Origin of the sequence: Nonomuraea sp. NPDC050783 (assembly GCF_040802095.1) — a bacterium.
Lineage (GTDB): Bacteria > Actinomycetota > Actinomycetes > Streptosporangiales > Streptosporangiaceae > Nonomuraea.
In genome coordinates, this window is record NZ_JBFAHK010000002.1 from 595,613 (window position 1) to 608,094 (window position 12,482).

Consider the following 12,482-nt stretch of genomic DNA (forward strand, 5'->3'; position numbering starts at 1 on the left):
GTGCTCCTTCTCAAGGTCGCTCACCACGGGTGGCGACCACGGCACGTTGAAAGTTTCACCTTCTCGGAAAGCCCTTTCCCCTGCTCATCCCGACCCGCCTCCCTCCTGACAAGGCCGCTCACTTGGCCCGGACCGATGTGGTCAGATACCGTCCCGCTGCGGGAGCGCTCCTCGATACCGGCAACCCCCGACCGGAACACGGAGACCGCACTATGCCCCATGTCGCCCCGAACCGCTGGGCGCTGCGCGCCCTGGCCCTGCTGATGTCCATGGCGATGATCTTCGCCGTCCCGCTGGCCGAGTCGGCCTCGGCGCACGGCTCGGTCGTCGACCCGGCCTCGCGCAACTACGGCTGCTGGCTGCGCTGGGGCAACCAGTTCCAGAACCCCGTCATGCAGCAGCAGGACCCGATGTGCTGGCAGGCGTGGCAGGACAACCCCAACGCCATGTGGAACTGGAACGGCCTCTACCGCGACAACGTCGGCGGCAACCACCAGGCCGCCATCCCCGACGGGCAACTGTGCAGCGCCGGCCGCACCCAGGACGGCCGCTACCGCTCCATGGACACCCCCGGCGCCTGGACGATGGCGAACCTGGGCAGCACGTTCGACATCCGCCTCACCGACCAGGCCCGGCACGGCGCGGACTACATCCGGGTCTACATCACGCGCCAGGGCTACAACGCCGTGACCACGCCCCTCGCCTGGGGGCACCTGGAACTGATCCGCGAGACGGGCAAGTACGCGCCGAGCGACACGTACATGATCAACGGCATCAACAAGGGCTCGCGCACCGGCCGCCACGTCGTCTACACGATCTGGAAGGCCTCGCACATGGACCAGACGTACTACTTCTGCAGCGACGTCAACTTCGGCTGACCACTCTGCCCCGGGCCCCCTGCCGTGCGAGGCCGGGGGCCCGGGGTAATGTGGGGGACGGGCGCGAGGCGTTCACCATCGGCCGGCGCCGACCAGCACGACCACCCGCCGACCAGCGCCGCCGCCCCTCCGGCCCGCCGACCCGATGGACCGTCCATGACCTTCCCCGCGCTCGTCTCCACCCGCCTCGGCCCGCACGCCCGCGGCAAGGAGCTCGGCGCGGCCCGGCGCGCGGCTGTCGCCGCCAACGTCGCGGGCTACGACGACCTGTTCGCCGCCGCCGGCGCGTCCCCGGAACGGGTGCGCGCGTGGAGCGAGCGGGCGCTCGACCGCGCCGCCGCCTGGGCGCCGGCGCTGGCCGAGGAGATCGACGGGATCGCCGCGGGCGCCGGGCTGGAGCCCTGGCAGGTGGCCTCGGTCAACGCCCGCACCGAGATCCTGGCCGCCGTGCACGCGAGCGGCGAGGGGGAGTGCTCGACCTCCGTCGTGCTGCCCGGCTCCGGACGGGCGCCGCGCACCGTGCAGACCTGGGACTGGCACGACCACCTGCGGCAGTCGCCCATGTTGTGGGAGCTGGAGCCGCGTCCGGGCCACGTGGTGCGCACGTTCACCGAGACCGGGGCGCTGGCCAAGATCGGGGTGAGCACGGCCGGGCTCGGCCTGCACTTCAACCTCCTGCGCCACCACTCCGACCACGCCGACCCCGGCGTGCCGGTGCACCTGATCGCCCGCCGGATCCTGGACGAGGCCGCCACCGTCGAGGAGGCCGCCGACCTCGCCCGCTCCGCCACGGTCTCGGCCTCGACCGTCCTCACCGTCGTCACCGGGGAGGCCGCCGCCTCGATCGAGATCTCCCCGGCCGGGGTCGCCGTCGTCCCGAACGGACCGGACGGCGTCCTGCAGCACTGCAACCACTTCCTGGACGCGGCCCTCGCGAAGGGGGAGCGGCACGCCACCGACCGGCCCAGCACCTACGAGCGGCTGCACCACCTCGGCGAGCACGTCGCGGAGCTGAGCGCCGCGGACCCGACCGCCCGCGCCCGCGCCATGCTCAGCCACGGCCCCGAGCACGCGCCGGTCTGCGCCCACCCCGACCTGACCCAGCCGATCGACCAGCGCTGGGAGACGCTCGCCACGATCGCCCTCGACCTGCCCGCCGCCCGCCTCCTGGTGCACCGGGGCGGCCCCTGCCAGGTCACCGGGGCGACCTGGCAGGTCTTCTGACGGCAGGCGGGCCCTGTCCGTCAGCGGGACGCGGCGAGCCTCCCGACGGCGGCCGTCCGCTCGGCCGACAGCCGGCGGAGCGGGACGGCGCACGGGGCCACGCGCTGGAGCGGCTGTCCGGTACGAGGGCCGGAGCCGGCTGAGCGCGCGTGCCGGTGTCATGGGCAGGCGGTGCGGCAGCCGCCGAAGCGGTCCGCGTCGGGTGCGGTGAAGGGGGTCGCGGGCAGGCCGGCCAGGGCCGCCGTCATCGACTGCTTCCAGATGGGGCCGGGCACGGCGTGGCCGTCCACGCTGTCGTAGTGGCGGCCGGCCAGGGTGACGTCGCGCAGCCGGTGCCGGTGGGCCTGGGTGCCCGGCAGGCCGAGGGCGACCGCGGCGGCCAGGCCGGGGGTGTAGCCGGCGTACCCGGCCGAGACGAAGGAGTCGGCGGTGCCCTGCATGCCCGCCGCGTCGCGGCCGTCGAGACCCTTGAGCGGGCCGTTCTCCAGAGCACCGGCCAGGACGTGGGTCACCGCGTCGGCGACCTCCGGGGCCAGCGCCTGCTCGCACCTCGGCGGGAAGGCGGCCAGGGCCCGGTCGCCGGAGACCACCTCGGTGACCGCGCGCGGCTCGCACCGCCGGCCGCGGGCGGCCAGGGTGGCGTACGTGGTGGCGACCGACACCGGCTCGACCTCGTTGACGCCCAGGACGAAGGTCTCGTACTCCCTCAGCGGCTTGCCGTCGGCGCGCGCCAGGCCGAGGCGGCGGGCCATCGTCACGGTCTCGCACAGCCCGGTCCGCTCGGTCAGCCGCAGGAAGAAGACGTTCTCCGCGGCCAGGGTGCCGCCGCGGAGGGTCGTGAAGCGACCGTGGTCGCGCGGCGGCTGGTTGACGATCGTGACGGCGGGGTCGGCGACCGGGTGACCGTCGCAGTTCTTGAACGCCGCGTAGCCGGGCGCCCGGTAGGAGCCCGCGTAGGGGTAGCCGTCCTCGAAGCGCAGGCCCTTCTCCAGCGCGGCGGCCAGCGGGTAGACCATGGCCGTGCTGCCCTGCTGGTAGGCGTACCCGTCGGAGGACGGGCGGCTCGCGGCCAGCGCGCGGATCTCGCCGGTGCCCGGCACGATCATGGCCTCGGCGGCGACGTGCCGGTCGTCGTGGCCGACGCGCCGCTCGACGGCCTCCTGCGCGGCCCGCTGGACGGCGGGGTCGATCGCCGTCCTGATCGTCAGGCCGCCGAGCGTGAGCAGCCGCTCGTCGGCCGCCCGCAGCTCGTCCCGGACCCGCGCGCAGAGGTACGGGTACCGGCTGCCCGCGCAGTCGCCGGCGAGCTCCTCCAGCACGGCGCCCCGCGCGTCCACCAGCACGCTCGGCCGCGTGGGGGAGAGGGGCAACCGCTCGCGCGCGGCCCGCCGCGGCCCGTCGTCGTCGCCGGGGAGCAGCAGGAACCCCGCGACCAGCGCGGCCGCCGCCACCACCCCGGCGGCCACCGGTAATTTGCTCATGGACAGGCGATTGTAGGGGCCGCGGGACCGCGCGCCATCGGCGGCACGCGGTCCATCAGGCACACGGTCCATCGGGCACACGGTCCATCAAGGCACGCGGTCCATCAAGGCACGCGGATCAGCTCGCGCCGCCCAGCGACTCCCAGAACGCGCAGTTGCTCGCCCGCGCCGTGTCCACCGTGTGGATGCCGTCCGGGCCGGGGGCCAGGCTCAGCACGTCGGCCGGGGAGTGGAAGCGCGGCCAGCGCGGCGCCTGGGCCGCCGCCGGGCGGCCGGTCCTGGCGAACGACGTCCAGTAGTCCACCATGACGTCCGACAGCCGCGACTGCTCGGCGTTCAGCGGCGCGCCGTAGAGGCCGGGGAACAGGTACGGCAGCTCCGACGCGTGCGCCGCGCCCAGCTCGAAGCCCGGGATGTCCTGGAACGGCGGCGCGGTCCTGTCGGCGAACTGGTAGCCGTAGACCGGCACGCCGGAGCGGGCGAACAGGCCGAGCGCGTCCAGGTGCCCGCAGGTGGACAGCGGCCCGCCGAAGTCGGTCAGGATGGTCGCGATCGCGACGCGCAGGTCGGGGTAGTCCGCGACCGGGTAGCGGGCCAGGACCGCGTCGGCGGCCGGGCCGTACGTCCCGCGCACGTACCCCTCGTACTGCTCCGGCGTGATCGGCTGCGGGTACTGGAGGATCAGGAACAGCCGCATCTCGTCCAGGGTGTTGCCGTGGATCACCGGCACCCGGTTGTAGCGGCCGCTCGCGAACGCCTCGCGCGGCTGGACCGGCAGCACCTGGTCGCCGCCGGCCACCGGGTAGGGGTTCGGCTCCTGGTAGGCCTCCTGGAGCGTCCTGACCGGCAGCGCGCGCAGGCAGGCGGCGTCGGCGCAGCCCAGCGAGGAGGCGAACGCGGCCCCGCTCGTCTCCGCCTCCTGCTCGGTCCGGGCCGGCCAGGCGCAGCTGTAGCTCTGGGCGATGGCCCGGTGGAACAGCCCGGCCGCTGTCGGCGAGGCCAGGCCGGCGCAGGTGTCGGCGGAGCCGGCCGACTCGCCGAACAGCGTCACGTTGCCCGGGTCGCCGCCGAAGGCCGCGATGTTGCGCCGCACCCAGCGCAGCGCGGCCTGCTGGTCGAGCAGCCCGTAGTTGCCCGACTGGTAGCGCTCGCCGGCCTCCAGCGCGGGATGCGCCAGCCAGCCCAGCACGCCGAGCCGGTAGTTGAGGGTGACCACCACGACGCCGCCGCGCACCGCGAGCTTGGTGCCGTCGTAGGGCGCGCCGGCGCCGTTGAGGTTGCCGCCGCCGTGCACCCACACCATGACGGGCAGCTTGTGGCCGTGTGCCGGGGTGGTGACGTTGAGGTAGAGGCAGTCCTCGTTGTAGACGGGCTGGGGGCTGCCGAAGGGGCTGGCGGGCTGCGCGCACGGCTCGCCGGGCGCCGTCGCGTCGCGCACGCCCTGCCACGCCGCGGCCGGTCGCGGCGCCTTCCAACGCAGCTCGCCGACGGGCGGCGCGGCGTACGGGATGCCGCGGAAGGCCCGGTGGTCCTGGAGCACCTCCCCCCGGACCACGCCCTTGTCGGTACGCACCAGCGCTCCCGCCCCCTGCGCAGAGGCGGCGGCCGGGGCGGCCGGAACGGTGGTGAGGAGCAGGATCGCCGCTGCTGCGGTGACGGCACGCACGGAGTCTCCTTCCGGCGGGGGCCCTGACCTTGCTTGGCGGGCGTCCTGACCGTACACGTCAGGACCGCTCCACGACCAGGGCCCGTCCTGCCCGGACCGGGTGGCACCCGCACGCGGGAGGTCCTAGGCGGCCACCTCGCCCGCCTGCACCACGTGCCGCAGGCGCTCGCCGGGCTCGGCCAGCACGCCGACGTCCTCCAGCGGGTCCGCGCCGAGGACGAGCAGGTCGGCGTGCGCGCCCACGGCCGTGGTGCCGATCTCGCCGGCCATGCCGACCAGCTCGGCCGCGCCCGCGGTGGCCGCGCGCAGCACGTCGAGCGGGCTCTGCACCTCGCGCCGCAGCCGGAACTCGTGGCCCTGGTGCCGGTGCATGCCGCCGAGCAGGTCCGTGCCGTACGCCAGCCTCACCCCGGCCCTCGCGGCGCGCTCCAGCGCGACCAGCCCGGCCTCCAGCACCTCGTCCACCTTGCGCCAGCTCGCCTCCGGCAGGCCGAACGCCCGGCCCTCCTCCTTCAGCGCCCAGTACGTCACCAGCGTCGGCACCAGGAACGCCTGCCGCTCCAGGAACAGCTCCACGCTGCGGTCGTCGATGAGGTTGCCGTGCTCGACGGAGCGCACGCCGGCCTCCAGCGCCCGGTTGACGGCGCGGGCGGTGTAGGCGTGCGCGGCCACGTACCGGTTGGCGGCCTCGGCCTCCTCGACGACCGCCCGCAGCTCCTCCATCGAGTACTGCGTGGAGTCGATGCGGTCGGTCGGCGAGGCCACGCCGCCGGAGGCCATGACCTTGATGTGGCAGGCGCCCTTGCGCAGCTCGTCGCGGGCGGCGGCGCGGACCGCGTCCACGCCGTCGGCCACCCGGCCGACGCCCGCGCAGCACGGGTGGTCGTCCCGCAGGTGCTCGGCCCGGCCGCGGAAGTCGCCGTGGCCGCCGGTCTGGCTCAGCCCCTTGCCGCAGAACAGCAGCCGCGGCCCCCGGATCAGCCCTTCGGCCTGGGCGTCGGCCAGCCCGAAGTCGGCGCCGGAGTTGTCGCGGACCGTGGTGAAGCCGCGCGCGAGCATCGCGCCCATGATGCGGGCGGCGTGCGCGGTCACGTACGACGGGGACATGGACGGCAGCGCGCCGAGGTTCGCGGTCGAGGCCGTGACGTGGACGTGGGCGTCGATGAGGCCGGGCACCACGTACGCGCCCGCGCCGTCGATCACCCGCGTCCCGTCCGGGGCGCGCAGGCCGGTGCCCGTCTCGGCGATGCGGCCGTCGGCGCAGCGCAGGTCGCCCTCGGCGTACTCGCCGGTGGTCACGTCCAGGACGCGCACGTTCTTCAGCAGCAGGCTCATCGCGCGCTCCGCAGGGCCGGCACGGCCAGGGGCGCCAGCTTCTCGGCGGCGGCGACCGACACCGCGTCGTAGGCGCCCTCGGCGTCGAGGATGTTGAGCACGCCGAGGACCTCGTCGCCGTCCACGACGGGTACGTTGACGACCGCGCCGCAGCCCAGGCTCTCGATCAGCGCGTGGTCGGCGAAGATCTCCGCCACCGCCGCCCGGTCGGCCCCGAGGTACGGCCGGCGCCCCTCGATGCAGGTGGCCAGCCAGCCCTGGGCCACCTCCACGCTCTTCTCCCCGCCCACGGGGTACTGCCCTGGGTGGCTACTGTGCACCCGGCGCAGCGTCCGCCGCTCCGGCAGCCAGGCCAGCACGGTGAACAGCCGCACGCCCACGTCCGCGCGCACGCGCTGCTCCAGCTCCTTGAACGTCAGTTCGTCCGTCACTTCGTCGCCTCCTTGTCGGCGGGTTCGGTCAGTTCCTCCAGCGAACGCCCGGCCGTGGCCAGGCCGAACACGACCACGCAGATCACCCCGGCCACCAGCACGGCCGTGGTCAGGCCGAACACCCCGGCGAAGCCGAGGCTCGCGGCTGACACGCCGATGATCGTCGGGGCCAGGATGCTGCCGACGCGCCCGAAGGCGCTCGACAGGCCGGTGCCGGTGGCGCGGATCCAGGTCGGGAACACCTCGGGGGTGTAGGAGTAGACGCCCGCGTACGTGCCGTTCAGGAAGAACGACAGCACCGCCCCGGCGAGCGTGATGGCGGCGGGGGAGTCCATCTGGGACAGCCAGAACGCGCTGACCGCCGAGCCGGCCAGGTAGATCGCGATGGTGTTCTTGCGGTCCAGCCGCTCCGACAGCCAGGCCGCCGAGAAGTAGCCGGGCACCTGGGCCAGGTAGATGATGATCGAGAACTCGAAGCTCTTGGTCACGGTGATGCCGCGCTGCACGAGCAGCGTCGGGATCCACGAGAAGAACCCGTAGTACGAGAACGTGATCACGAACCAGATCAGCCAGATGACCGCCGTGCGCCGCGCCATGACCGGGCTCCACAGGAAGCGCAGCGCGCTGAGCAGGTTCACCTTCGGCGTGTCCGGCTGCCGCGAGACGGCGGCGGAGGTCTCGGGCACCGGCGGCAGCGGCTGCCCGGTGGCCTGCCGCACGCGCCGCTCCAGGTCGGACACCACGGCCTCGGCCTCAGCCTCCTTGCCCTGCTGGAGCAGGAAACGCGGCGACTCCGGCAGCGAACGCCGCCACCACAGCAGCATGAGGATCGGCAGCGCCGTGATGAGCTGCGCGACGCGCCAGCCGTCGTCCATCGTCGGCACCACGAACCGCCCGATGAGCGCGGCCAGCACGAACCCGAAGGAGAAGAACCCGGCCAGCGCGCCGATGAACCAGCCGCGCCGCTTCGCGGGCACGAACTCCGACAGGAACGGCGCGATGATCGCGCTCTCCGCGCCCGCGCCGGCCCCGGCCAGCACCCGGCTGACCAGGAACACCTCGTAGCTGGGCGCGAACGCCGCCACCACGGAGAAGATCGCGTAGAAGCCGAGGGCGTACATCATGACCCGCCTGCGGCCGATGCGGTCGCCGAGCAGCCCGGCGGCGGTCGCGCCGAACAGGAACCCGAACGGCGTCGCCGACCCGATGAGACCGAGCTGCCCGTTGGACAGGCTCCAGGCGTCCTGGGCGCTCGGCAGCAGGAACGCCACCACCGCCGAGTCCATGCCGTCGAAGGTGTAGCCGAGTCCGCCGATCAGGAGCAGGAGGTAGTGCGGACGGCTCAGCGGAAGCCGGTCCAGACGGGCCAACAAGGTCATCGAGCGCACCTTTCCCCAGGTCATGGCCCTGCATGTCGATTGCGCAGCAACATATAGTGCAATTCCGTGAAATTGCAATAGTCTTTGCATGGCTTTCGGGGGGTGACCGCGTACCATGACCGGCGGGCCGAGGCGGCGAGAGGCGGAAGAGGAAGCTGTGAGCGAGCGCGCCACCGACGATTTCGAGGGCTGGCTACGGAGCCGCGCGTCGGAGCGCGGGCTGCGCGGCAAGGCGGCCGCGGTGCTGGAGATGCTGCTGTCACAGCCGCGCAGGGCCTCGTTCTGCTCGGCGGGGGAGCTGGCCCAGCTCGCCGGCGTCAACGTCGCCACCGTGACCCGCACGGCGCAGGCGCTCGGCTACGCCGGCTGGCCCGCCCTCCAGCAGGAGCTGCGCGCCCGCTACCTGTCCTCGCTGAGCGCCGGGCAGGTCGCCGCCGAGCACCGCGGCAACGGCTCGCCCAGCTCGCGCTCGCTGCGCCGCGACCTCGACGGCCTGGCCCTGCTCACCCGGCGGCTGGACGAGCGGGTGCTGGCCACCATCGCCGGAGCCGTCGCCGCCGCGCGGCGCACCGCCATCGTCGCCGACGGCAGCTACGCCGCCGTCGGGCTGGCCCTGGCCCACAACGCCCGGCTGGCCGGCTACCCCGTCCACGCCGTGACCGGCGGTGACTCCGAGCTGGCCAACGTCATGGCCGCCATCGGCGAGGGCGACGTGCTCATCGCCATCAGCTTCTGGCGGCTGTACGAGAGCACCGTGCTGGCCGCCAACGAGGCCCGCGCCCGCGGCGCGCGGGTGTTCGCCCTGACCGACGCGGCCAGCCCGGCCCTGGCCGCCGCCGCCGAGGAGGTGGTGCTGGTCCCGGCCGAGGGCGAGGCGTTCTTCCCGTCGCTGACGGCCGGCATCGCCGTGGCCCAGGCCCTGGTCACCCAGCTCGCCGCGGTCGATCCGGCACGTACCGGGGCCTCGATCGAGGCGGCCGAGGCCATGTGGGGCAGGTTCGGCCTGCTGCACCGCCGCCCGGCCCAGCCGTCACCCGCCTGACGGGCCCGCCCTCACGACCTGCCTGCCCGTCTGCCGGCCTGTCGGCCTGTCGGTCTGCCTGCCCGTCTGTCGGCCTGTCGGCCCGTCTGTCGGGCGGACTGGGTACGCCTGCCGGTCAGAGCCAGCTCGCGCGGACGCTCGTCGCCGTGGCGGCGTCGTCCGGGGCGGCGACCGCGCCGGCGCGGACCCGCTCCAGCAGCCGCCCCACCGTCTCGACGATCTCCGGCGCCCGCTCGCGCAGCCCGGTCACGTCGGAGGGGGAGACCTCGCCGGGGTCGGCGCCGACCTCCTTCAGCACGCCCTCCAGGTCCGCCAGCCGCTCGCCGAGCCACCTCAGCGGCTCGCCCGACAGCTCGTGGTCGAAGACCCGCCGGCCCGGCTCCCAGCCGTCCATGCCCGGATGGTGGTGGGTGCGGTCGAAGCTGCCGGGCGTCCCGGAGACCGACTCCAGCAGGTCCACCCGCCACAGCGGGCGCTCGACGGTGATCGGGCGGGCCGAGTAGATCGAGCCCTTGAGCTCGCCCTGTTCGAGCCTGCGCAGCTCCAGGCGCACGCCGCGCTCGGCGCCCTCCTGGCCCTGTCCTGGGTGGGGATCGACGAAGTAGATGTCGCTCACGGCCACACCGATCCGCTCGAAGCCGAACAGGTAGAGCACCGGACTCCCCTTCCCTCGCGGGCAGACGCCTCCGTCCAACGTAACCCGGCCGAAGCGGCCCGGCCACCGCGCGACGGGTTTCCCGCCGCCGCGCGCGGCCGCGATCTTGGTCCGGTACGCTCTCCAGCCATCGCCGAACGAGGAGGAGCACGTGCCGAACCGTCTCGCCCGCGCCCTGGCCGCCCTGCTGTTATCCGTCGCCGCGGCGGCGTGCGCGAGCGATGGGCCACCGCCGCCGAAGCTCGTACCCGAGAAGGACACGATCGCGGTGGGCGTGCTCCCCGTCGCCGACACCGCGCCGCTGTTCGTCGCCATCGCGAAGGGCTACTTCAGGCAGGAGGGCCTCACCGTCGAGCCGCAGGTCATCTCCGGCGCGGCCATGGCGGTGCCGATGCTGGAGGCGAGGCGGCTCGACCTCGGCCAGACCGACTACGTCACCACCTTCATGGCCGGGGCCGTGGGCAAGCACCTCAAGGTCGTCGCGCCGCTGTCCCAGGCGGGGGCCGACGGCTACGGCGTGGTGGTCGGCAAGGACTCGGGGATCGACTCCGTCAAGGAGCTCAAGGGCAAGAAGGTCGCGGTCAACAACCTGTACGGGCTCGGCACGCTGATGGTCACCGCCATGCTGGAGAACGCCGGCCTGACCGACCGCGACGTCCGCTTCGTCGAGATGCCCTTCCCCGACATGGCGCAGCGGATCGGCAGCGGGAAGGTGGACGCGGCGTGGGTGGCCGAGCCGTTCCTGACCTACGGCGAGCGCCGCGGCCTCGTGCGCGAGCTGCCCGACCCCGTCCCGGGACGCCTCGCGGACCAGCCGGTGAGCGGGTGGATGGCGACCGACGAGTTCCGCGAGCGCTACCCGCGTACCCTGGCCGCCTTCCAGCGCGGCCTGGCCAAGGGCCTGCGGGACGCCGCCGACCGCAAGGAGGTCGAGGCGGCGCTGCCGAAGTACACGAAGATCGACGCGGACACGGCGGCGCAGGTCTCGCTCGGCACCTACCCCACCGACCTGGACCGGCGGCGGGTGCAGCAGGTGGCCGACCTCATGGAACGCCACGGCTACCTCAAGAACCCCCTGGACGTCACCTCCTTCCTCGCCACCGGCTGACCCCTCCCGGGAAAGCTCCGGCGAGCTGTCAAGGGATCTGCCGCCACCCGCGGTGGAAGCTCCGGCGGCTTGTCCGGCCGTTCTCCAGGCCGTCAAGGGGTCTGCCGCCACCCGCGGTGGAAGCTCCGGCGGCTTGTCCGGCCGTCCTCCAGGCCGTCAAGGGGTCTGCCGCCACCCGCGGTGGAAGCTCCGGCGGCTTGCCCGGCCGTTCTCCAGGCCGTCAAGGGGTCTGCCGCTACCCGCGGTGGAAGCTCCGGCGGGCGGATGTGATGATGTTCGAGGCGCCGGACGGGGAGGAAACGATCGTGGGGTCTTTCGCGGGCAGCGCGCTGCCCCCGGACGACGTCGTCGTCTCGGCCCTGCGGGCGGGCGACGAGACGATGTTCGCGGCGTTGCTCGACACCTGGTCGCGGGGCATGTTACGGGTCGCCAGGTCCTACGTCTCCACCGACGAGTCGGCCGAGGAGGTCGTCCAGGACACCTGGCTGGCGGTGATCGCCGCGATCGACGGCTTCGAGGGCCGCTCGTCGGTCAAGACCTGGGTCTACCGCATCCTGGTCAACACCGCGAAGAAGCGCGGCCTGCGCGAGAGCCGTACACTGCCGTGGAGCGCCCTCGGGCCGGACGGCGGGCCGAGCGTCGATCCCGCGCGGTTCCACGGCCCCGACACCGACCTGCCGGGAAGCTGGAAGGAGCCGCCCGCGGCCTGGCCGACCCCGGAGAACCAGGCCCTCGCGGCGGAGGTGCGCGCCCTGATCGGCAAGGCCCTGGCCGGGCTGCCGCCGCGGCAGCGCACCGTGATCACGTTGCGCGACGTGGAGGGGTGCACCTCCGAGGAGGTCTGCGAGATCCTGGAGATCTCCGCCGCCAACCAGCGGGTGCTGCTGCACCGGGCCCGGGCGGCGGTCCGGGAACGGCTGGAGGGCTACTTCCGGTCGGTCATGGCGTCAGAATAGGTGAAACGGTTCATGTCAGAGGGTAAGGCGGGCAGCGTCGTGAAGCGGTTCACGTGCGGCGAGCTGGTGGAAGCCATCACCGCCTACCTCGACGACGCCCTCGACGAGCCGTCGCACGCCGGCGTCGAGGCCCACCTGGCCTGCTGCACCGCGTGCGGCCACTACCTCGACCAGTACCGTGCCACCGTCCGCGCGCTCGGCGACCAGCCTCCCGAGAAGCTGTCCGACCGCACGCGCGAGCGCCTGATGTCCGCCTTCAGGAACCGGCGCACGCCGTAGGAATTTCCCTGTAACGCTCGCGCGGCTCGCGGGTCTGTAGATCCATGT

12 protein-coding genes are annotated in these 12,482 nt (G+C 73.7%); 6 read left to right on the plus strand and 6 right to left on the minus strand.

Going from position 1 to position 12,482, the window contains the following annotated elements; genetic code table 11:
* Positions 1-212 precede the first annotated feature (212 nt).
* Both AB0H75_RS07565 and AB0H75_RS07570 read left to right on the plus strand, forming a co-directional pair.
* Positions 213-878, plus strand: coding sequence for a lytic polysaccharide monooxygenase (locus AB0H75_RS07565; RefSeq protein ID WP_367791992.1), 666 nt, complete (start codon positions 213-215; stop codon positions 876-878).
* Positions 879-1,034: 156 nt separating this feature from the next.
* Positions 1,035-2,102 carry a C45 family autoproteolytic acyltransferase/hydolase gene (locus AB0H75_RS07570; protein ID WP_367791995.1) on the plus strand — a complete coding sequence of 356 codons (1,068 nt, stop codon included), beginning with the start codon at positions 1,035-1,037 and terminating at the stop codon, positions 2,100-2,102.
* Between the two features lie 158 nt (positions 2,103-2,260).
* On the opposite strand, the gene AB0H75_RS07575 is transcribed toward AB0H75_RS07570, so the two are convergent.
* The 5 genes from AB0H75_RS07575 to AB0H75_RS07595 form a co-directional block, all read right to left on the minus strand.
* Positions 2,261-3,583 (minus strand): hypothetical protein, encoded by a 1,323-nt coding sequence (locus tag AB0H75_RS07575; protein WP_367791998.1) that lies wholly within the window; start codon positions 3,581-3,583, stop codon positions 2,261-2,263.
* 118 nt (positions 3,584-3,701) lie between these two features.
* On the minus strand, positions 3,702-5,249 hold the full coding sequence (locus AB0H75_RS07580) for a carboxylesterase/lipase family protein (protein WP_367792001.1): 1,548 nt from the start codon (positions 5,247-5,249) through the stop codon (positions 3,702-3,704).
* 123 nt (positions 5,250-5,372) lie between these two features.
* The gene (locus AB0H75_RS07585; protein WP_367792004.1) at positions 5,373-6,584 is read right to left on the minus strand and encodes an amidohydrolase family protein; all 1,212 of its coding nucleotides are present in this window, start codon (positions 6,582-6,584) and stop codon (positions 5,373-5,375) included.
* Positions 6,581-7,015: a GAF domain-containing protein gene (locus AB0H75_RS07590; protein ID WP_367792007.1), complete on the minus strand. Its 435-nt coding sequence runs from the start codon at positions 7,013-7,015 to the stop codon at positions 6,581-6,583. The genes AB0H75_RS07585 and AB0H75_RS07590 overlap by 4 nt, the downstream gene beginning before the upstream one ends.
* Positions 7,012-8,394 carry an MFS transporter gene (locus AB0H75_RS07595; RefSeq protein WP_367792010.1) on the minus strand — a complete coding sequence of 461 codons (1,383 nt, stop codon included), beginning with the start codon at positions 8,392-8,394 and terminating at the stop codon, positions 7,012-7,014. The genes AB0H75_RS07590 and AB0H75_RS07595 overlap by 4 nt, the downstream gene beginning before the upstream one ends.
* Positions 8,395-8,551: 157 nt before the next feature.
* On the opposite strand from AB0H75_RS07595, the gene AB0H75_RS07600 reads away from it, so the two are divergent.
* On the plus strand, positions 8,552-9,436 hold the full coding sequence (locus AB0H75_RS07600; RefSeq protein ID WP_367792013.1) for a MurR/RpiR family transcriptional regulator: 885 nt from the start codon (positions 8,552-8,554) through the stop codon (positions 9,434-9,436).
* A gap of 115 nt (positions 9,437-9,551) precedes the next feature.
* Here AB0H75_RS07600 and AB0H75_RS07605 read toward each other — a convergent pair whose 3' ends face one another.
* Positions 9,552-10,091, minus strand: coding sequence for a hypothetical protein (locus AB0H75_RS07605; protein ID WP_367792016.1), 540 nt, complete (start codon positions 10,089-10,091; stop codon positions 9,552-9,554).
* Positions 10,092-10,242: 151 nt separating this feature from the next.
* Between AB0H75_RS07605 and AB0H75_RS07610 the strand changes: the two genes are divergently transcribed.
* The 3 genes from AB0H75_RS07610 to AB0H75_RS07620 all read left to right on the plus strand — a co-directional run bounded on the left by AB0H75_RS07610 (position 10,243) and on the right by AB0H75_RS07620 (position 12,434).
* A complete protein-coding gene (locus AB0H75_RS07610; RefSeq protein ID WP_367792019.1) occupies positions 10,243-11,199 on the plus strand; it encodes an ABC transporter substrate-binding protein in 957 nt (318 codons plus the stop codon).
* 305 nt (positions 11,200-11,504) lie between these two features.
* The gene (locus AB0H75_RS07615; protein ID WP_367792022.1) at positions 11,505-12,155 is read left to right on the plus strand and encodes an RNA polymerase sigma factor; all 651 of its coding nucleotides are present in this window, start codon (positions 11,505-11,507) and stop codon (positions 12,153-12,155) included.
* Positions 12,156-12,167: 12 nt separating this feature from the next.
* Positions 12,168-12,434 carry an anti-sigma factor gene (locus AB0H75_RS07620; protein ID WP_367792025.1) on the plus strand — a complete coding sequence of 89 codons (267 nt, stop codon included), beginning with the start codon at positions 12,168-12,170 and terminating at the stop codon, positions 12,432-12,434.
* Positions 12,435-12,482: the final 48 nt, after the last annotated feature.

What these genes read in the sequence shown, in the direction of transcription:
- AB0H75_RS07565 (WP_367791992.1), top strand. Translation starts at nt 213, where the DNA reads ATGCCCCATGTCGCCCCGAACCGCTGGGCGCTGCGCGCCCTGGCCCTG.
- AB0H75_RS07570 (WP_367791995.1), top strand. Translation starts at nt 1,035, where the DNA reads ATGACCTTCCCCGCGCTCGTCTCCACCCGCCTCGGCCCGCACGCCCGC.
- AB0H75_RS07575 (WP_367791998.1), bottom strand. Translation starts at nt 3,583, where the DNA reads ATGAGCAAATTACCGGTGGCCGCCGGGGTGGTGGCGGCGGCCGCGCTG.
- AB0H75_RS07585 (WP_367792004.1), bottom strand. Translation starts at nt 6,584, where the DNA reads ATGAGCCTGCTGCTGAAGAACGTGCGCGTCCTGGACGTGACCACCGGC.
- AB0H75_RS07595 (WP_367792010.1), bottom strand. Translation starts at nt 8,394, where the DNA reads ATGACCTTGTTGGCCCGTCTGGACCGGCTTCCGCTGAGCCGTCCGCAC.
- AB0H75_RS07620 (WP_367792025.1), top strand. Translation starts at nt 12,168, where the DNA reads ATGTCAGAGGGTAAGGCGGGCAGCGTCGTGAAGCGGTTCACGTGCGGC.